General features: G+C 60.1%; 18 protein-coding genes. 12 read left to right on the top strand and 6 right to left on the bottom strand.

Annotation, left to right across the window (positions count from 1 at the left end):
* Positions 1-34: 34 nt before the first annotated feature.
* The gene (locus ACQUTG_RS01205) at positions 35-229 is read left to right on the top strand and encodes a hypothetical protein (protein WP_239036491.1); all 195 of its coding nucleotides are present in this window, start codon (positions 35-37) and stop codon (positions 227-229) included.
* 90 nt (positions 230-319) lie between these two features.
* On the opposite strand, the gene ACQUTG_RS01210 is transcribed toward ACQUTG_RS01205, so the two are convergent.
* Positions 320-2,002 carry an AMP-binding protein gene (locus ACQUTG_RS01210; RefSeq protein WP_428917656.1) on the bottom strand — a complete coding sequence of 561 codons (1,683 nt, stop codon included), beginning with the start codon at positions 2,000-2,002 and terminating at the stop codon, positions 320-322.
* A gap of 357 nt (positions 2,003-2,359) precedes the next feature.
* Positions 2,360-2,788, bottom strand: coding sequence for an Lrp/AsnC family transcriptional regulator (locus ACQUTG_RS01215; RefSeq protein WP_428917657.1), 429 nt, complete (start codon positions 2,786-2,788; stop codon positions 2,360-2,362).
* A 116-nt stretch (positions 2,789-2,904) separates the two neighbouring features.
* Here ACQUTG_RS01215 and ACQUTG_RS01220 point away from each other — a divergent pair, with 116 nt between their 5' ends.
* Positions 2,905-4,029 carry an arginine N-succinyltransferase gene (locus tag ACQUTG_RS01220; protein ID WP_428917658.1) on the top strand — a complete coding sequence of 375 codons (1,125 nt, stop codon included), beginning with the start codon at positions 2,905-2,907 and terminating at the stop codon, positions 4,027-4,029.
* Complete coding sequence (locus tag ACQUTG_RS01225; RefSeq protein ID WP_428917659.1) at positions 4,019-4,825, top strand: DUF1338 domain-containing protein; 807 nt, start codon at positions 4,019-4,021, stop codon at positions 4,823-4,825. The genes ACQUTG_RS01220 and ACQUTG_RS01225 overlap by 11 nt, the downstream gene beginning before the upstream one ends.
* Positions 4,826-4,836: 11 nt before the next feature.
* Here the strand turns inward: ACQUTG_RS01225 and ACQUTG_RS01230 are convergent, their stop codons facing one another.
* Positions 4,837-5,493 (bottom strand): protein-L-isoaspartate(D-aspartate) O-methyltransferase, encoded by a 657-nt coding sequence (locus ACQUTG_RS01230; protein WP_428917660.1) that lies wholly within the window; start codon positions 5,491-5,493, stop codon positions 4,837-4,839.
* A gap of 190 nt (positions 5,494-5,683) precedes the next feature.
* On the opposite strand from ACQUTG_RS01230, the gene ACQUTG_RS01235 reads away from it, so the two are divergent.
* Positions 5,684-6,349, top strand: coding sequence for a hypothetical protein (locus ACQUTG_RS01235; RefSeq protein WP_428917661.1), 666 nt, complete (start codon positions 5,684-5,686; stop codon positions 6,347-6,349).
* 10 nt (positions 6,350-6,359) lie between these two features.
* On the opposite strand, the gene ACQUTG_RS01240 is transcribed toward ACQUTG_RS01235, so the two are convergent.
* On the bottom strand, positions 6,360-7,136 hold the full coding sequence (locus tag ACQUTG_RS01240; RefSeq protein WP_428917662.1) for a TSUP family transporter: 777 nt from the start codon (positions 7,134-7,136) through the stop codon (positions 6,360-6,362).
* Between the two features lie 119 nt (positions 7,137-7,255).
* On the opposite strand from ACQUTG_RS01240, the gene ACQUTG_RS01245 reads away from it, so the two are divergent.
* From ACQUTG_RS01245 to ACQUTG_RS01265, 5 genes are all read left to right on the top strand, one after another.
* A complete protein-coding gene (locus ACQUTG_RS01245; protein WP_428917663.1) occupies positions 7,256-8,317 on the top strand; it encodes a PA0069 family radical SAM protein in 1,062 nt (353 codons plus the stop codon).
* A gap of 9 nt (positions 8,318-8,326) precedes the next feature.
* Positions 8,327-10,036 carry a L,D-transpeptidase family protein gene (locus ACQUTG_RS01250; RefSeq protein ID WP_428917664.1) on the top strand — a complete coding sequence of 570 codons (1,710 nt, stop codon included), beginning with the start codon at positions 8,327-8,329 and terminating at the stop codon, positions 10,034-10,036.
* A gap of 70 nt (positions 10,037-10,106) precedes the next feature.
* Positions 10,107-10,763: a c-type cytochrome gene (locus ACQUTG_RS01255; protein ID WP_428917665.1), complete on the top strand. Its 657-nt coding sequence runs from the start codon at positions 10,107-10,109 to the stop codon at positions 10,761-10,763.
* An 11-nt stretch (positions 10,764-10,774) separates the two neighbouring features.
* Positions 10,775-11,755, top strand: a complete 981-nt coding sequence (locus ACQUTG_RS01260; protein WP_428917666.1) for a c-type cytochrome — start codon at positions 10,775-10,777, stop codon at positions 11,753-11,755.
* A gap of 46 nt (positions 11,756-11,801) precedes the next feature.
* Entirely contained in the window at positions 11,802-12,257 is a 456-nt protein-coding gene (locus ACQUTG_RS01265; protein WP_428917667.1) for a hypothetical protein, read from the top strand.
* A gap of 31 nt (positions 12,258-12,288) precedes the next feature.
* On the opposite strand, the gene ACQUTG_RS01270 is transcribed toward ACQUTG_RS01265, so the two are convergent.
* A complete protein-coding gene (locus tag ACQUTG_RS01270; protein ID WP_428917668.1) occupies positions 12,289-13,176 on the bottom strand; it encodes an alpha/beta fold hydrolase in 888 nt (295 codons plus the stop codon).
* A gap of 119 nt (positions 13,177-13,295) precedes the next feature.
* Between ACQUTG_RS01270 and ACQUTG_RS01275 the strand changes: the two genes are divergently transcribed.
* Complete coding sequence (locus ACQUTG_RS01275; protein WP_428917669.1) at positions 13,296-14,081, top strand: ZIP family metal transporter; 786 nt, start codon at positions 13,296-13,298, stop codon at positions 14,079-14,081.
* Here ACQUTG_RS01275 and ACQUTG_RS01280 read toward each other — a convergent pair.
* Positions 14,078-14,989: a LysR family transcriptional regulator gene (locus tag ACQUTG_RS01280; protein ID WP_428917670.1), complete on the bottom strand. Its 912-nt coding sequence runs from the start codon at positions 14,987-14,989 to the stop codon at positions 14,078-14,080. The two genes, ACQUTG_RS01275 and ACQUTG_RS01280, sit on opposite strands and share 4 nt — an antisense overlap.
* A 188-nt stretch (positions 14,990-15,177) precedes the next feature.
* Here ACQUTG_RS01280 and ACQUTG_RS01285 point away from each other — a divergent pair, with 188 nt between their 5' ends.
* The gene (locus tag ACQUTG_RS01285) at positions 15,178-16,689 is read left to right on the top strand and encodes a CoA-acylating methylmalonate-semialdehyde dehydrogenase (RefSeq protein ID WP_428917671.1); all 1,512 of its coding nucleotides are present in this window, start codon (positions 15,178-15,180) and stop codon (positions 16,687-16,689) included.
* A gap of 38 nt (positions 16,690-16,727) precedes the next feature.
* Positions 16,728-18,401 carry a GMC family oxidoreductase gene (locus tag ACQUTG_RS01290; protein ID WP_428917672.1) on the top strand — a complete coding sequence of 558 codons (1,674 nt, stop codon included), beginning with the start codon at positions 16,728-16,730 and terminating at the stop codon, positions 18,399-18,401.
* Positions 18,402-18,476 lie beyond the last annotated feature (75 nt).

An 18,476-nucleotide genomic window follows, 5' to 3' on the forward strand; every position in this document is an offset into this window, starting at 1 on the left:
AATCAATCCACCAAATGAAAAGGAGGAAGGCGCTATGACTCAGAACCATATCGCAACCGTTAACCCGCTGCCGTCCAGTATCCTCCACAATAGTGCTGAGGTCAGGCGCCAGTATACCCGTACTGCAGCAAAGCAGGCGGCGCAGTTTATCAGTCGCAAGGTGCGCATTTTCAACCGCAAGGCGGCGGTTGTGGCTCAGGATATGCCTCAAGTTCAGGGTGGACACTGATTCATCACAGGTGATTCAGGTCAGAGAACAGCCCAACAAAAAACGCCGGCGATCATCGCCGGCGTTTTTTGTTGGCTACAGGAAAAGTGATCAGAACTCCCAGACTACCTTGCTGTTGCGGGCAAACCAGTCCTCCATCCTGTTGTTATAAAAATCCTCGATCACGTTCCGCTTGATCTTCATGGTGGGCGTAAGCATGCCGTTCTCCATGGTCCAGGGCTCCTTCACCACCACCACGAAGGCGACCTTTTCATGGGACTCACAGGCCGCATTCACCGCATCCAGCTCGGCCGCCAGCTCCTGCTCAAGCTCTGAGCGATCGGCGCCCCGTTCCAGCTCATCCCGTGCTTCCTCGGATAACAGCACCATCAGGCAGGGCTGCGGCTGATTGGCTCCAGCCACGCACACCACCTCCGCCCGAGGATGGTTAAAGCGGTTCTCGATGGGCACCGGTACCACATACTTGCCTTTTGAAGTCTTGAACAGATCCTTGACTCGGCCGGTGATCCGGAGATAGCCCTGGTTGTCGATTTCACCCATGTCGCCGGTCTTGAGGAAACCATCGTCGGTAAGGTCCTCCCGGGTTTTCTCCTCATTCTTGTAATAGCCAAGCATCTGGCCCGGGCTTCGGACCTGGACTTCCCCGCCCTCCCCGATCCGGTGCTCAACCCCGGGATTGGCCATGCCCACATACCCGGCCCTGGCCTGGCCCGGGCGGTTGGCATGGGAATACCCGAAGTTCTCCGACATGCCGTAAACCTCCAGCAGCTCCAGGCCCAGGTTGCGGTACCAGGAGACGATCTCTGCCGACAGGGGCGCGGCGCCGGTGAGCGCAGCCCGACAGTAGTCCAGACCCAGTTGCCGGAGCACCTTTTTCTTCACCACCGAATTCAGGATCGGGATGTTGAACAGCAGCTTTTGCTTTTTCGGCGGCAATTTGGCATTCACGCCCAGGTAGAACTTCATCCACAGGCGGGGCACCGAGAAAAACAGCGTTGGTCTGGCCCGTTGCAGGTCTTCCTGGAAGGTGTCCAGGGAGTTGGCGAAATAGAGATGGAAGCCGAAGTACAGGGACTGGGTCTCCACCGCCGCCCGCTCCGCCACGTGGGCCAGGGGCAGATATGACAGCATGCGCTCCTCGGAGCTTACCGGGAACAGTTGCTGAAGACCGTCCGCCACGGAAATCATGTTCCGGAAACTGTGCATGACGCCTTTCGGACGACCAGTGGAGCCGGAGGTATAGACAATGGTTGCCAGATCATCCGGATCTGGCAGTCGGGGCTCGGCGGGCTCCTGTTCGGCAATGATATCGAGCCACTTCGGGGTGTCGTCCCGGGGCGACAGCGGCAGGGAGATAATCGGCAAATCGGCAGGCAGGCTTCCCTTGATGTCGTTCCAGCCGTCAGCAGTGCCATCCATCTTGCCCAGGAACAGCAACCTGGCCTCACTGTGCTCCAGGATATAGGCCGCCGTCTCCCCGTTGAGGGTCGGGTATAACGGCACGCTGACATGACCGGCCGCCCAGATTGCCAGGTCCGCCAGTATCCAGTAGGCGCTGTTCTTGCCCAGGAGTCCGATGTTGCTCCGGTCAGGCAGTTCGAGGCCCATCAGATACCCGGCCATCCGGGAAACCTGGTCCGCTGCCTGCTTCCAGGTAACATCTTCCACCTTGCCATCGGGATAAGGCTGGGTGAGATAGACCTTATCGGGGGTTTGCTCCGCCCAGTAATAGAGACAGTGCAGCGAGGTCTGCTTGCGAGGATCTACCGCCATTCGTAACTCCTGATTGTTATTGTTCAGCCGGTGTTGCGCGGTGCTTTATTATTGTTATGACTCTACATGCATAGTAGCCGACCTCGCCTTGGCCTCAATAGCAATAAAGAACGTCCCGGTTGGCCAATTCGTCCGCACTGGGACGTTGTTCAAAAAATAAACCGTGACATTAATCAAGACTGGTCTACAGTGAGGGTATCAGCGTATCGAACAGCATCACTGAAGGAGGTGCATATGAAAACATCGACTCGCTCGGCTCTGATCTTCCCTGCCTGGGGTATCATCCTCGTCGGCTCCGCGGCCTTTCTCTACTCTGCCTACGCGGGCCTGTTGGGCGGCTGACCCCAGCAATCCGCACTAACGCCTGAATCGGGTCTCCAGCACGACCGCTGAATTGGTGCGCTCCACGCCCTCGAGATTACCGATGTCATCAAGGACCTTGCTCAGCTCCTCAAGGGATTGGGCCTGGACGATGGCAATGAGGTCGTACTCGCCACTGACCGAAAACAGTTGCACCACCTGACTGATGTCTTCCAGGGCCGTATTGGTTCGCGCCGTGAGCTTCTGTATCACTTTGATTGATACGTGTGCCTCGACCTGGTTGGCCAGGTACTCCCCGCCCAGTTCCACCGAATAGCCCCGGATAATGCCCGCCTTCTCGAGCCGGGCCAGCCGGTTCTGGACCGTTGAGCGGGAGACACCCAGCGATCTGGCAAGGTCGGTAATGCTGGTTCTGGCATCCTGCCGCAGCAGCATGAGCAATTTCTGGTCCTGAGAATTAATCATTCCGATAGCTTTATATGGCGTTTTGTCAGTATTGTAGATCACTTCGATCAGATTGAAACTGCAAACCGGCAGCACTCTTCCCCATACTGGCACCAAAACAGCAGGGAAGATTCGCCATGATCATCAGACCGGTTGCAGCAACAGACCTGGATACCCTCTACCGCATCGCCGATGAGTCCGGCCCCGGTTTCACCTCCCTGATGCCGGACCGGGACGCACTGGCCCGGAAAATCGACCATGCCAGTGCCAGTTTCTGCCGGGATATCGATGCGCCGGGCGATGAGCACTACCTGTTTGTCCTGGAGGACGAGGAAACCGGTGCAATCATGGGCACCACCGGCATCGAGGCCCGCACTGGCCATACACGCCCCCTGTATCACTTCCATCACAACACGGTGGTCCATCATTCCCGGGACCTGGGACTGCGCCGACAGGTGGAAACCCTGACCCGCTGCAGCCATTACAACGCCCACACGGAAATCTGCTCGCTCTATCTTCGCCCGGAATACCGCAGGGCCAATGCCGGCAAGCTGTTGTCACGGGTCCGGTTCCTGTTCATGGCACAGCACCCGGAACGCTTTACCAATACGGTCATCGCTGAAATGCGGGGCGTCTCGGACCACGCCGGACAGTCTCCCTTCTGGAGCTGGCTCAGGCAGCACTTCGTTGACATGGAATTCACCTCAGCCACCAACCTGGTGGGCTCCGGCTACACTGATTTCATCGAGGAGCTGATGCCGGCGGCACCGCTCTACACGCACCTGATGAGCGACGAGGCCCGAGCGGTGATCGGCAAGGTTCATCCCCATACCCGCCCGGCCCTGGGAATGCTGGAGGCCGAGGGTTTTCGTCATCGCGGGTTTGTCGACCTGTTCGATGCCGGGCCAACCGTGGAGTGTGGCCTGCGGGATATAACCAGCGTAAGGCGTTCAGCGCAATGCTCCGCCCGGTTCGCCGGCGCTGCCAAACCGGGACACCGTTACCAGACTGCCGGGCCGGTTATAGTCGCCACAACTGGCGCAATGGATTTCCGGGCCACGGTGACCGATCAGGCATGGATCGATCCGGACGGATCCGCGGTTACCCTGCCGGCCCACATCGGCAACCAGCTGGGCATCCCGGAACAGGCAGCCGTCTGGCTACTGCCACTGAAGCACGCCTGGACGGGTTCCCGGACACAGCCGGCGCACCCAGCGGCCACCCCTGCAGACGAACAAGGAGAAAGACACTATGCACACTGATTACCAGACCCTGTTCAGTAACCTCTGGGAGAACTACCGGGCCGTCACCCCCTCGGCAGAGAGGATTCATCAACTTCTGGCCGAGCGGGAATCAAAGCCGGTGGTCAACGACCACATTGCGCTGCGCACCTTCAATATCGATCCCGTCAGCCTGGAGACACTGGCACAGCACTTCCTGAATCTCGGTTACGAAGCCTGCGGGGAGTACCACTTCGACGCCAAGAAGCTCTATGCGCGCCATTTTGAACATCCGGACAAGCACGCGCCCAAGGTGTTCATCTCGGAGTTGTTGGTGGACCAGTGCTCGCCGGGGCTTCAGCAGATCGTTCGGGAACTGGTCGCTCAGGTCGACCCGGGAAGCACCACGGCAGATGACTTCCTGTATTCCGGCCGGCACTGGCAGGTGAGCCATGGCACCTACCGGGAATTGCTGGATGAGAGTGAATACGCAGCCTGGATGGCGGCCTGGGGCTACCGGGCCAATCATTTCACGGTCAGCATCAATGACCTGGACAGCATTCACAGCGTCGCCGAAATGAACCAGCTGCTCAAGGACAACGGCTTTACCGTCAACAGCAGTGGCGGCGAGGTGAAAGGTTCACCAGAGGATTTGCTGGAACAGTCATCCACCATGGCGGACCGGGTTGCGGTGCGGTTCTCGGACCGGGAGGCGACCATTCCCAGCTGTTTCTACGAGTTCGCCCTGCGTTACCCCAAACCAGACGGTGAACTATACAGCGGCTTTGTCGCGGCCTCGGCGGACAAGATCTTCGAGAGCACGCACGCCGGCAGCTGAGCCAGTCGCCCTCAGGACCACCCCTGCTCCCCGAGCAGGGGTACGAAACGGACGCCGCCAAGATTCTCTGTCCTGAATTCATCCGCCGACACACGGGTTACCCGCATCAGTGTCTGGGAGATGTGCTCCGAGCCCACCGGAATGACCAGGTGTCCGCCCACCGCCAGTTGATGCTTCAGTGTATCCGGTACAGCGGGAGCTCCAGCGGCGACAGTGATGCCGTCAAACGGGGCCTCTTCCGGCCACCCGAGGGTGCCGTCGCCGCAGCGTACCCGGACATTGTCGAACCCTTCCGCCGCCAGATTCTTCCGGGCCCGCTCCGCGAGTTCCGGAATCCGCTCGATACCAAACACCTCGGCGGCAATGCAGGCCAGCACAGCGGCCGCATAGCCCGAGCCGGTGCCGATATCCAGTACCCGTTCGCCGCCCCGAAGCTCCAGGGCATCGGTCATCAGGGCGACAATATAGGGCTGGGAGATGGTCTGGCCAGCCCCGATCGGCAGCGGACCATCCTCGTAGGCGGCGTCCCGGAGGCTGTCCGGCACGAAGGCTTCCCGGTGCACCCGGCGCATGGCTTCCACCACCAGCGGATCGTCAATGCCCCGGCTGATGATCTGGTAGTCCACCATGGATTCCCGGCGTGATATGAATCTGTCTTCAGCTGTCATTTCCAGACCTCCCCCGACCCGCTTACCGTCGGTTACAAGCAATAACCTTTTTACAACGGCGAAAGCCGGATCCCGTGTATACGTTTTAGTTCAGAACTTGCGGTTACAGCAACCGAAAGTCGCATCAACAACAACAAAAACACGGCAATGGAACAGACCACCCCGAATGGCCATTGCCGGGGAGGAAAACATGTCTGCATCCGTCAATCACCTGGAGGAACGGACCCGGGATTCCAGTGAACTGGTCGAGGATATCGTGCAAGCCGCCATCACCCTTGCCATGATGCTCCGGCATCGCGAGGTGGCAGCCTGGCTGCGCACGGAATTCGATGGCTACCAGGACCTCGCATCCGCTCCGCCCTTCCGCCGGGATCTGCCCGGGCATATCGTCGCCCGCTCGCCCCAGTATGGCTGGATTCCTGCACCACTGGAGGAAGACCAGAAGGCCGAACATGGCCATATGGATCTGACCGACGGTGTCAAGGCGCTGGAGAAGGTCTGCCTGAACTGCAAGAAAGGTGACGGCAACCGGGTTCCCCTGGAGAAAGAGGCCATGGTTGAGCTGCAAAAGCAGATCAACCTGTCAGCGGAACTGGCGATCAACCTCAGCCGGGATGTCTACTGTCGCGTGCTGCGCACCATTCGCGCCGCCATCTACCTGTACACCCAGGCGTTGATGGCCGAGGGCATCGAAGGCGAACACAACCACTACAGCAAGGAAGAGCGCGCCAAGGTAGCCCATCTGGATGATCCTGAAGCTTTCTGGCGCAAGGCTATCGACGAGGTGGATAACCTGCCGATTCCGGATGTCCGTTCCGTCGGTTTTCTCGAAAAGGTCTTCGGTCGCACGGGCTGAGGGGATTCCCTCAGCCCAGCACACTGAACATACCAACACTGCTGACCACCAGCAGAACAACCCCCAGCACCCGGAAGAAAACCGGCGTTTCTGCTCTGAGCATGCGGTCGTGCACGTACAGTCCGATCACATGGCCGACCGCGGCACAGGGCAGCAACCACAGGTGGTGGATGAGTTGCAGGTCCACGCCCGCCCAGACAAACGCGGCCATCTTGATCAGCACCAGGATGAACCAGAGCGCGAACAGGGTATCCCTGAGCTTTTCCTTAACCACGTGCTGCGCGGCAACGGCGATGATCAGCGGCGCCCCGATCAGGGACGTGCCACTGATGTAGCCCCCCACCATCAGAAAAATCGCATCCACAGTCTTGCTGCCACTGCGGAACGGCTTGTTGATGATATAGGACACCGAATACAACGCCACAATCACAAAGATGATCGCACTCAACACGTTACCCGGCATGGTGATCAAACCGAACACCCCGATCAGCTTGGGCACGATCATGATTCCCAGAATCCGCCACAGGTACGGCCAGTCCACCGTGCCCCCTTCCACCGGGTTCTCCCGACTGTGGTTCTTCCGGTTGTTCATCCAGATGGTCAGGGATGAAAACACCAGCAGGTGCACCGCAATGATCGGCAGAAACACCAGTGGCTCATCGTAAACCAGCAGGAGAAACGGCAGGGACAGGACCGCGCCGCCAAACCCCAGGCCCGAGCGGACAAACCCGCTCCACACGAATATCAGGCCAATCAGGGCGTACTGGACCAGCGTAAGATCAGACATGGATTCCTCGGTATTCAGACATCAGGCCGGCGTTCGGGCTGCCGGATTCTGCTTGCCGGGAAGGATACAGGGGTAGTAGCATCAACAGTACTGTATACATGAACAGTATTGGTGAAACTATGAAAACCCGGGGCACCAGCCTGAATCCGCACAATCGCTTCCAGCCTATCGCCACCGACCGCGACCACGACGACGGCTGGTACCGGGATCCGGAGGACGAGGTCTGCCCGGATTCCATGGCAACGGACGTCATGGATGAGACGGTGAGGTCCATCATCAGCCGTAACAGCTCCCCGGACATTCCTTTTGAACAGTCCATCAACCCCTACCGGGGCTGTGAACACGCGTGCATCTACTGCTTCGCCCGACCCTCGCACGCTTACTGGGACATGTCGCCCGGGCTGGATTTCGAAACCCGGCTGATCGCCAAACATAATGCCGCAGCACGGCTCCGGGAGACTCTGGACAAGCCAGGCTACCGGGTGTCCCCCATCGCCCTGGGTATGAACACCGATGCCTACCAGCCCATCGAGCGGGAACGGGAAATAACCCGCGATCTGCTCAAGGTTATGTGCGAATACCGTCACCCGGTTTCCCTGATTACCAAGGGCGCATTGATCCTGCGGGACCTGGACCTGCTCTCGGACCTGGCGAGGGACCAACTGTGTTCGGTCACCATCAGCCTGACCACCCTGAGCAATGACCTGAAGCGACGGATGGAACCACGGACAGCGGCACCGGCGACACGCCTGAAGGTGATTGAACGGCTCCGTGAAGCCGGCATTCCGGTCGGTATCATCATCGGCCCGGTCATCCCGTTTATCAACGACCACGAAATCGAGGCGATTCTGGAGGCCGCGGCCAACGCAGGAGCCGAACAGGCAGGCTGGATTATGCTACGTTTACCCTATGAGCTGGACGAACTGTTCCAGGACTGGCTCCAGCGACATTTCCCGGACCGGGCCGGGCATGTCATGAACCGGATCCGTGATCTGAGGGGTGGCAAGAGTTACGACAGTACCTTCGGCAGCCGTATGACCGGTCAGGGCCCCTACTCCGACCTCATTCGCCAACGCTTCCGGAACAAGGTGCGCAAGCTCGGGCTCAATGGCCGTGAACAGGGCTCTCTGAGGATCGACCTTTTCCGCCGCCCCGCCGGAGACCAGATGGCACTGTGGTAACGGGTAGTTATGAGTAAATACAGGCACACCGCGTTAGCCATCCTGGCAACCATGATCATCTTGATGCCACCGGCGCATTCCGTCACGGCAGCAGGCCCCAGCGAACCCCTGGTCCAACGAATTGAAGCGCTCGAAGGCGGGCAGCCAATGCAGGTGCTTGGCGAGCCACTGCTGGCACGGGAAGCATTGCGCAGATTCTACGAGAATCATGGTTTCCAGCCGGCGTGGTCCTCCCCGGGCCATCGCCGGGAACTGGCTGAAGCCATCAGGCAGATCGCCAACGACGGCCTCAACCCGGCGGACTATCACGGAGAACTTTTATCAGACCTGGTCCTGCGGGCACGCGACGACCTGTCCGGGGAGATGCGGGCTGACATCGACCTGCTGTTTACCGATGCCTTCCTGCTGGCTGCATCCCATCTGTTGGAGGGCAAGGTGAATCCACAGACCATTCACGCCGAGTGGAACGCCAGTCGCCAACACCAGGACCTGGCCGTTACTCTCGCCGAGACGCTCCGGAACGACACCATTGCCGCCACTCTGGATAGTCTCAGGCCCACCCATCCTGCCTATGCCAAACTGAAGGAGGCCCGCAACCGGCTCACACCCTTGCTTGGACACCCCTGGTTGCCGATTGCGGATGGCCCATCCATTCATCCCGGCGACCAGGATCCCCGGCTACCGGAAATCCGGCGCAGACTGACTGCCCTCGGAGACATCCCGGCCCCGGCAGAGCCGGAGACGGCGGCCACCGATCCTACCCTCTACAGCAAGGACCTGGACCCGGTGATTCCCAACTTCCAGGCGCGGCATGGCCTGGAGCCAGACGGCACCATCGGCAGGAAAACCCTTGCGGCAGTGAATCTCATGCCGGTGGAACGCATCCGGCAAATCGACGCCAGCCTGGAACGCTGGCGCTGGCTGCCCCAATCCCTCGGCGATGACTATGTGATTGTCAATATTGCCGGTTTCGGACTACAGCTGGTGCTGGATGGCCGCGAGGCATTGCGTTCAAGGGTTATTGTCGGCCGCCCCTACCGCCAGACCCCCGTGTTTTCCGATCGCATCCGCTACCTGGTGTTCAACCCCACCTGGACGGTACCTCGCAAGCTGATGATCGAGGACCTGCTGCCCGAGATCATCCGCGATCCGGCGTACCTGGACCGCCAGGACATCAGCGTCTATCAGGGCTGGGGGGCAGACCGGCAAAAAATCGATCCGGCGGCCATTGACTGGCCTTCACTGTCCAGGGACAACTTTCCCTATCAGCTGGTTCAGCAACCAGGCCCCCTGAACGCCCTCGGACAGGTCAAGTTCATGTTTCCCAACCCCTATGCGGTGTACCTCCACGATACACCGGGCCAGTACCTGTTCGGCCGCCAGGAACGAAGCTTCAGCTCCGGTTGTATCCGGGTGGAAAAACCGATGGAGCTGGCCGAACAGCTTCTTGCCGGCGCCCCCGAATGGAACCGGCGTATAATCGATCGCCTCCTTGAGGAAAAAACGCCGGTCACCGCGATTCTCCCCGAGCCGATTGCCATCTATATTCAATATTGGACGGCCTGGGTGGATGAGGCGCAGCGAATCCAGTTCCGCGACGATATCTACAATCGCGACTTCCGGTTGCTGGCCCAGTTGCGCCAGGCCGTGTCCGGGGAACACCAGCTGCCAACGCCGGTCGTCGCAACAGACCTCACCCCAGCCACCGGAGACCAGTAACCGAAGTCTTATTGACTTTAGCACAAAGGGAAATAAGCTAATGCGCTTTATTTATGAACGGAGGCAAACAATGAAAATCCTCTCCCAACTGATTCTGACGGGGGCGATGACTGCCCTGGCCTCTGGCGCCTACGCCGCCGGAGGTGATCCCGAGCGGGGCGCACAGCTGGCCGCACAGGGTGACGGCAGCGGCGCTCCGTGCCTGGCCTGTCATGGTGCCGACGGTTCGGGCAACAATGCCGGTGGTTTTCCCCGCCTGGCCGGACTCGACGCCACCTACCTGACCAGCCAGATGCTGGCTTATAACAACGGTGGACGTATCAGTCCGGTGATGCAGCCCAATGTCGACAACTTCGATGAACAGCAAATCCGGGACCTGGCCGCCTACTATGCTTCCATGCCAGTTCCCGAGACCACCACACCGGCCAGTGTCAGTGATGAAGTACTCGCCCTCGGCGAAAAACTGGCCAACCAGGGCGACTGGGACAACTACATTCCGCCGTGTTCCTCCTGCCACGGACCCGGCAACCGCGGTGTTGGCGAAACCTTCCCGGCCATCGCCGGACAGCACCCCAGTTACATCCGGTCACAGCTCAATGCCTGGAAGAACAACCAGCGCAATAACGATCCCAACCAGCTGATGACAGCCGTTGCGGAGCGCCTGACCGAGGAACAGATCGACGCCGTGGCCGCCTATCTGGGCAGCCAGAGTGCAACCGCGAACTAGGAGGCAGAGCCATGAAAATGAAACATACGATTTCCCTGCTCGCCGGCCTGCTGGTTGCGAGCTCCCCGGTCCTTGCGCAGCCTGAAGTGCCGGTCAACCTGCCGGAATTCAAGGAAGGCCAATACGTTCACAGCGCCCCGACCGTGGAGGACCTGAAGAACGACGACAACATCCATCCGGAACTGAAAAAGGTCATCCTCAAGGGCCGGGACATGTTCATGAATACCCAGCAGTACCGTGGCAAGTACGTGTTCAATGACTTGAACTGCAAATCCTGCCACATGGGCGAGGGGCGCATGAACTGGTCCGGACCGGTCTGGCCGGCCGCCACCACGCTGCCGGATTTCCGCGGCAAGAACCAGCACGTAAACTCCCTGGAAGAGCGGATTGCCGGCTGTTTCTCGTTCTCCATGAATGGCAAGCCTCCCGCCTATGGCAGTGACGATATGCTGGCGATGATGGCCTACCACCAGTGGCTTGCGAAGGACGCCCCGGTGTACGAAAAGAACATTGGCGGTCGCGGCTTCAGCCACCTGGGTAACAAGAAGCCCGAACTGGATTATGAACGCGGCCAGCAGGTCTACGCCGAGAATTGTGCTGTGTGCCACGGCGACAACGGGCAGGGCCAGAAGAAGGACGGCCAGGTTGTGTTCCCGCCGCTGTGGGGTGATGGCTCTTACAATTGGGGTGCAGGCATGACCCGGATTTTCACCGCGGCCTCGTTCATCAAGAACAACATGCCGCTGGGGCAGCCCGGGTCACTGACCGACGATGAAGCCTGGCAGGTTGCCAACTACATCAACTCCCAGGAACGCCCGCAGGATCCGCGTTATACCGGAGACGTGAAAGAGACCCGTGAAAAGTTCCTGAACTTCCACAAGCACACGAACTATGGAACAGTAGTCAACGGTAAACTATTGGGCGATCACGACAACACCGGCGACAAGCCTTTCCTGAAGCCCGACGTCCTACGGCCCCGGACCTTCGAGTAAGGTATTCGGGATGTCCGGGAGGAAAGGCACAGGCTAGGAGATCATCATGCCACGCATACTGCCTTTCCTCTCGGCGCTTTTGATTCTGAGCGGCTGTCAGTCGCTGCCCTCCGGCACCCAGGGCAACATTCCCACCGACCGGGTCCTGCTGAGCGCTCAACACTGCCTCAGCGAGTATATTGATGACCTCGACAAGGTCCACTTTGGCCCTTGTCTCAAGGTAGTTTCCATCGATGGCAAGGTTCCCCGTGTTACCGAAGACGGCTTCATTGCCTTACCCTTGGCAACGGCTTTCAGCCTGGAAACCAGCTGCGTCTACCGACACGCTGATGGCACCCCTATTCCAGCGACGGTCACCACTGCCAGCTTTGAAGTGACAGCGGATACCTTTACCTCTGGCGGCAGACGCTGGTATTTGCATGCCCATAAACAGGCGCGGGGGGCCATTGGTTGCGAGCCAACGCTGGCACGCTCCGTCTACCCCACAGTCAAGACGAACTGAAACCCGGCTCTCAGGGCAACTGGCTGATCTATCAACTCTCTGTAAAGAAACGCCGCATTCGGGTGATGACGGCCTCTGGCACCTCTTCGGGGAGAAAGTGCCCACATTCCAACGCCTCGGCCTTAACGTCATTGGCATAGTTTCGCCAGACCGCCTTGACGTCGTAGGTACGATTCACAAAGCCCTTGCTCCCCCACAACACCAGCAGAGGGCACGGCACTTTGTGCCCCCGATCACGATCCGCCCGATCGTGCTGCAGATCGATCGTGGCCGCCGCCCGGTAATCCTCACAGCTGGCATGGATAGCCTCGGAGCTGGAGAAGCACCGCACATACTCGGCTACCGCCTCTGGGTCGAACCGTGCCCCCGGTGCCGACCAGCGCCGGAGTTTCTCCCGCAGGTAGTAGTCCGGATCCTGACCGATCATGTGCTCGGGCAAACCATCAGGCTGGATCAGGAAGAACCAGTGGTAATAGCCGGTAGCAAACGCCTGGTCGGTATGCTCGAACATGTGCAGTGTCGGGGCAATATCCATCACGCAGGCGCGCTCCACCGCGTCCGGATAGTCCAGACAAAGGCGATGGGTGACCCGGGCACCCCGGTCGTGGCCTGCCACCGAGAACTCCCGATAGCCCAGAGACTGCATCAATGCCACCATGTCCGTCGCCATCTGCCGCTTGCTGTAGGCGCTGTGCTCCGCGTCCGAATCCGGTTTGCTGCTGTCGCCGTACCCCCTGAGGTCAGGACAGATCACATGAAAGTCCCGGAGGAGTGCCGGCGCCACCTTGTGCCACATCAGATGGGTCTGGGGGTAACCGTGCAACAACAACAGGGGGCGGCCTGAGCCGCCATGGGCGACGTTAATGGTTACATCGCCAACATCGATCTGTTGGTACTGGAACGGCTCTGGCAGTTTCATGTCACTCCCCTTTTGTCATTGTCCCGGATTTATCGCCCGAATCCACAGTATTGCACCATACGACCAATCGCCAAGCGTCCCGGATGCTATGCTGAAACCACAAGCCAACAGGAGCGCGCATGTCCGCTGATTTCAGTATTGTCTGGCTGGGCACCCTTGCCAGTCTCTTCGCCGGCCTGGCCACAGGAGTTGGCGCTCTGGCAATCTTCCTGGTTCGCACCATCACCCACAGGCTTCAGGACGGCATGCTGGCTGCAGCGGCCGGCGTCATGCTGGCAGCCTCCTTCTTCTCGCTCCTGCTTCCGGGGCTGGACTACGGCGAGGAAATCACCGGCCACACCTGGAGCGCCGCGCTCATCGTGATCGTCGGCATCCTGTCCGGCGCCGCTGCCCTGCTCTATGTCCACCAGAAACTCCCGCATCAACACTTCGAGCTTGGCCGGGAGGGCTCGAAAGCTTCCTATATCCGTGGGATATGGCTCTTTATCGTTGCCATTACCCTGCATAATTTCCCCGAGGGCATGGCGGTTGGTGTCGGCTTTGCCGGTGGCGATGTGCGTAATGGTTATGTCCTGGCCACCGGTATCGGCCTGCAGAATGTTCCCGAGGGGCTGGCCGTCGCCTTTTCCCTCCTGGCCATCGACTACTCCCGTCCCAAGGCCTTCGGAATTGCAGTGCTGACCGGGCTGGCCGAACCACTGGGGGGCCTGTTCGGAGCCACTCTGGTCTGGCTGGCGGAGCCACTCATGCCCTGGACCCTGGGCTTCGCGGCGGGCGCGATGTTGTTCATCATCAGCAATGAGATCATTCCGGAGACCCATCACCGGCAGTGGAAAATCATGTCTACCTTCTGCCTGCTGGCCGGTTTCGTCGTGATGATGTTCCTCGACGCCACTCTGGGTTAGGCAGCCGCAGGCAACCCCCAGACCCCGGCCAGTGCCTCAAGCGCCTCGGCAATCAGGGGCTCGCCCTCGCGGTCCCGTTGCCAGATAAAGCTCAGGGCACAAGGCAATTGCAGGCCTTGCACCACAATCAGACCCCGCTCCTGTCGCTCGGCCATGGCCAGGGCATCCCGCGCCAGACTCAGGCCCACTCCCGCCCGCACCAGGTCCAGCATGCAGGCCTCCTGGTCCACCTGCGCGACACCGTGCGGCGCGAGCCCCAAAGGATCAAGTATGCTGCGGAGCAACCGGTGATGCACCGAATCCTCGGGCGTGACGATCCACGGCAGGGCAGCCAATGCCTCCCACTCTGTGGAAGCCACCCTGTTGCCCCAACCGGCGGGGGCAACCACATAGTAATGAAACTGGGCCAGCTCACGGTGGGCAACTTCCGGAACCGATGCCCCGGGACCGACCCCCGGTGGGGCCAGGAAAAAACCGACATCCAGTCTGCCATCGCGGACCTGGTCCAGCACACTGCCGCTCATACCCTGCCTCAATTCGGTCTCCAGCTGCGGCGCCCGCTCAACCAACCGATGCAGGAACGCACCAAGGCGGATGAACTCCGGATCGACAATCGTGCCAATCTTCAGCCGACCCCGGAGCGTGCTGTGCAGGGCGCGGGCGCTCTGCCCGAATGCCGCCATCGCCGCCAGTGCTTTTTCAGCCGACGGCAACAGCGCCTGACCATCGGGGGTCAGCACCAGCCCCTGGGGCTTGCGCAGAAACAGTTTCAGATCGAGCTCGTCCTGCAACTGTTTGAGCTTGAGGCTGACTGCCGGCTGGGTCAGGTGCAGGCGCTCGGCGGCACGGGAAACGCTGCCCTCACGGGCAACGGTCACGAACGCCCGGAGGCTCTGTAATGGATGCATGGGAAACCCGCTCCTTCCACGTGATATAAACAAAGCTTATATTCAGGTTTTAAAAATCTCAATTGATCCGGGCTTCGATCCGCTCTAGCCTGAATGGTTAATTATCGAACAAACGCCACCCGTTCGGGCTTCATGCACCCGGTTCCGGCGACTGCCGGCGGTTCAATGCAACAACAAAGGGCTTTCCCATGACTCACGCAACCATCCAGCATTATATCAATGGCGAAATATCAAGCCACACCTCGGACCAGACCCAGAGCGTGTTCAATCCGGCCACCGGCCAGGTGACCGGTCAGGTTGCTCTCGCCAATCGCGCGGATGTGGATGCCGCCGTTGCCGCCGCCAATGCCGCGTTCCCGGCCTGGGCAGATACGCCACCCATCCGTCGGGCCCGGGTAATGTTCAAGTTTCTGGAACTGCTGAACAGGCACAAGGACGACCTGGCCCGCGCCATTACCGCCGAACACGGCAAGGTCTTTACCGACGCCCAGGGTGAAGTGAGCCGGGGCATTGATATTGTCGAGTTTGCCTGCGGGATTCCCCAGCTGCTGAAAGGCGACTACACCGAGCAGGTCAGCACCGGTATCGACAACTGGACCACCCGGCAGCCTCTGGGCGTGGTGGCCGGCGTCACCCCGTTCAACTTCCCGGCCATGGTGCCCATGTGGATGTTCCCGGTGGCCATCGCCGCCGGCAATACCTTTGTATTGAAGCCCAGCCCGCTGGATCCGAGCGCATCACTGATGATCGCCGACCTGCTCAAACAGGCAGGCCTGCCGGACGGCGTCTTCAACGTCGTGCAGGGTGACAAGGACGCCGTGGAAGCCCTGATCGAACACCCGGATGTGCAGGCACTGAGTTTCGTCGGCTCCACGCCGATCGCCAACCTCCTCTACGAAAAGGGCGCGAAGCATGGCAAGCGCATCCAGGCCCTCGGTGGCGCCAAGAACCACATGGTGGTCATGCCCGATGCCGATCTCGACAAGGCGGTCGATGCCCTGATCGGTGCTGCCTATGGCAGCGCCGGTGAGCGCTGCATGGCCATCAGTGTTGCCGTGCTGGTGGGCGATGTGGCAGACAGGATAGTGCCGCAACTGGCCGACCGTGCCCGGGCGCTTAAGGTCAAGAACGGTGAGGAACTGGATGCGGAAATGGGCCCGATCGTGACTGCCGCGGCTCATCAGCGCATCACGGGCTACATTGAGAAAGGCGTAGCCGAAGGCGCTGAGCTGGTCGTTGACGGCCGCGAATTTGATGCCTCTTCCACCGGCGAAGGCTGCAAGAATGGTTTCTGGATGGGTGGCACACTGTTCGACAACGTCACTCCCGAGATGACCATTTACCGCGAAGAAATCTTCGGCCCGGTACTGGTCTGTGTCCGGGTTCCGGACATCGCCACTGCCATCCAGCTGATCAACGACCATGAGTTCGGCAATGGCGTCAGCTGCTTCACCGAGAGTGGTCATGTGGCACGGGAGTTCGGTCGCCGCATCCAGGTGGGCATGGTCGGCATCAACGTCCCCATCCCGGTGCCCATGGCATGGCACGGTTTCGGCGGCTGGAAACGCTCCCTGTTCGGCGATACCCACGCTTACGGCGAAGAAGGCGTCAAGTTCTACACCCGCCAGAAATCCATCATGCAGCGCTGGTCCGAGTCCATCGAACACGGTGCCGAATTTGTGATGCCGACTGCCAAGTAAGTGGCGTGAGCAAGAAAAATACAGAGCGGGAGAATGCCATGTCCGACAACAACAAGGCACAGGGACACGCGCAGAGTTTCGATTACATCATCGTGGGGGCCGGCACCGCCGGCTGCCTGCTGGCCAACCGCCTCAGCGCCAACCCGGACAACCGGGTACTGCTGATCGAGGCCGGTGGCCGCGACAACTACCACTGGATCCATATCCCCGTGGGGTACCTGTACTGCATCGACAATCCGCGCACGGACTGGCGCTTCCGCACAGAACCGGATCCCGGCCTGAATGGCCGGTCCCTGATCTATCCCCGTGGCAAAACCCTGGGGGGCTGCTCCAGCATCAATGGCATGCTCTACATCCGCGGTCAGGCACGGGACTATGACCACTGGGCGGAGGTTACCGGAGAAGACGCCTGGACCTGGGACAATTGCCTGCCGGATTTCATGCGCCATGAAGACCATTACCGACTGGATGATGGCGGGGATGCCGACGAGGATCACCGCAAATATCACGGCAGCGGTGGTGAATGGCGGGTGGAACACCAGCGCCTGAAGTGGAAGGTTCTGGAGGACTTTGCCACGGCCTGCGTGGAAGCCGGCATTCCGAGAACCCGGGATTTCAACCGGGGGGACAATGAAGGGGTCGACTATTTCGAGGTGAACCAGCGTTCCGGGTGGCGCTGGAACACCTCCAAGGCGTTCCTCAAGGAAGCGGAGAAACGTCCCAACCTGACACTTTGGCACTCGACCCACGTGCTTGGACTGGAGACAGAGACCAACGGATCTCAACCCCGTTGCACTGGCGTTCGGGTCGAGCGCCCCGGCGAGGGAGAGGTGCTCGCCCGGGCAGAACGGGAGGTCATCCTCTCGGCCGGTGCCATTGGTTCGCCCCAACTTCTGCAGCTGTCCGGCATCGGTCCGGCGGACCTTCTCAAAGAGCATGACATTCCGGTGGTCCACGACCTGCCTGGCGTGGGCGAAAACCTTCAGGATCACCTGCAGATCCGTTCTGTTTACAAGGTGAAAGGGGCCAATACTCTTAACACCATGGCCAACTCGCTGATCGGCAAGGCCCGCATCGGCCTGGAATACCTGATTTCCCGTTCCGGCCCCATGAGCATGGCGCCGTCACAATTGTGCCTGTTCACGCGCAGTTCAGAGGAATACCGGCATGCCAACATCGAGTATCATGTCCAGCCCCTGAGCCTGGACGCCTTCGGTCAGCCGTTGCACGATTTCCCGGCGATTACTGCCAGCGTGTGCAACCTGAACCCGACCAGCCGCGGCACCGTGCGTATCCGAAGCAGGGATCCGAAACAGGCCCCGGCCATTGCCCCCAATTATCTGAGTACACCGGAGGACCGGAAAGTGGCTGCAGATTCGCTCAGAGTAACGCGGCGCATTGCCGAGCAGCCGGCCTTCGCCAGGTACCAGCCCGAAGAATACAAACCCGGCATGCAGTATCAGACCGACGAGGAACTGACCAAACTGGCCGGGGATATCGGCACCACCATTTTCCATCCGGTGGGCACTACCCGCATGGGACGGCCCGACGATGAAAACGCTGTGGTAGATCCGCATCTCCGGGTTCGGGGTGTAACCGGCCTGCGCGTCGTGGATGCCGGCGTCATGCCGACCATTACCAGCGGCAACACCAACTCCCCCACCCTGATGATCGCGGAAAAGGCTGCCCGCTGGATTCTGGCCGGGGAGTAATCCGCCAACCAGTTGCAATTGAAAGGTTTTTTGGCAGAGGCAGGCTGCTACACTGGGCAGCCTGTTCTGATAGCA

Source organism: Marinobacter sp. DUT-1, from assembly GCF_050379415.1.
Lineage (GTDB): Bacteria > Pseudomonadota > Gammaproteobacteria > Pseudomonadales > Oleiphilaceae > Marinobacter.

What these genes read in the sequence shown, in the direction of transcription:
- ACQUTG_RS01205 (WP_239036491.1), top strand. Translation starts at nt 35, where the DNA reads ATGACTCAGAACCATATCGCAACCGTTAACCCGCTGCCGTCCAGTATC.
- ACQUTG_RS01210 (WP_428917656.1), bottom strand. Translation starts at nt 2,002, where the DNA reads ATGGCGGTAGATCCTCGCAAGCAGACCTCGCTGCACTGTCTCTATTAC.
- ACQUTG_RS01215 (WP_428917657.1), bottom strand. Translation starts at nt 2,788, where the DNA reads ATGATTAATTCTCAGGACCAGAAATTGCTCATGCTGCTGCGGCAGGAT.
- ACQUTG_RS01220 (WP_428917658.1), top strand. Translation starts at nt 2,905, where the DNA reads ATGATCATCAGACCGGTTGCAGCAACAGACCTGGATACCCTCTACCGC.
- ACQUTG_RS01225 (WP_428917659.1), top strand. Translation starts at nt 4,019, where the DNA reads ATGCACACTGATTACCAGACCCTGTTCAGTAACCTCTGGGAGAACTAC.
- ACQUTG_RS01230 (WP_428917660.1), bottom strand. Translation starts at nt 5,493, where the DNA reads ATGACAGCTGAAGACAGATTCATATCACGCCGGGAATCCATGGTGGAC.
- ACQUTG_RS01235 (WP_428917661.1), top strand. Translation starts at nt 5,684, where the DNA reads ATGTCTGCATCCGTCAATCACCTGGAGGAACGGACCCGGGATTCCAGT.
- ACQUTG_RS01240 (WP_428917662.1), bottom strand. Translation starts at nt 7,136, where the DNA reads ATGTCTGATCTTACGCTGGTCCAGTACGCCCTGATTGGCCTGATATTC.
- ACQUTG_RS01245 (WP_428917663.1), top strand. Translation starts at nt 7,256, where the DNA reads ATGAAAACCCGGGGCACCAGCCTGAATCCGCACAATCGCTTCCAGCCT.
- ACQUTG_RS01250 (WP_428917664.1), top strand. Translation starts at nt 8,327, where the DNA reads ATGAGTAAATACAGGCACACCGCGTTAGCCATCCTGGCAACCATGATC.
- ACQUTG_RS01255 (WP_428917665.1), top strand. Translation starts at nt 10,107, where the DNA reads ATGAAAATCCTCTCCCAACTGATTCTGACGGGGGCGATGACTGCCCTG.
- ACQUTG_RS01260 (WP_428917666.1), top strand. Translation starts at nt 10,775, where the DNA reads ATGAAAATGAAACATACGATTTCCCTGCTCGCCGGCCTGCTGGTTGCG.
- ACQUTG_RS01265 (WP_428917667.1), top strand. Translation starts at nt 11,802, where the DNA reads ATGCCACGCATACTGCCTTTCCTCTCGGCGCTTTTGATTCTGAGCGGC.
- ACQUTG_RS01270 (WP_428917668.1), bottom strand. Translation starts at nt 13,176, where the DNA reads ATGAAACTGCCAGAGCCGTTCCAGTACCAACAGATCGATGTTGGCGAT.
- ACQUTG_RS01275 (WP_428917669.1), top strand. Translation starts at nt 13,296, where the DNA reads ATGTCCGCTGATTTCAGTATTGTCTGGCTGGGCACCCTTGCCAGTCTC.
- ACQUTG_RS01280 (WP_428917670.1), bottom strand. Translation starts at nt 14,989, where the DNA reads ATGCATCCATTACAGAGCCTCCGGGCGTTCGTGACCGTTGCCCGTGAG.
- ACQUTG_RS01285 (WP_428917671.1), top strand. Translation starts at nt 15,178, where the DNA reads ATGACTCACGCAACCATCCAGCATTATATCAATGGCGAAATATCAAGC.
- ACQUTG_RS01290 (WP_428917672.1), top strand. Translation starts at nt 16,728, where the DNA reads ATGTCCGACAACAACAAGGCACAGGGACACGCGCAGAGTTTCGATTAC.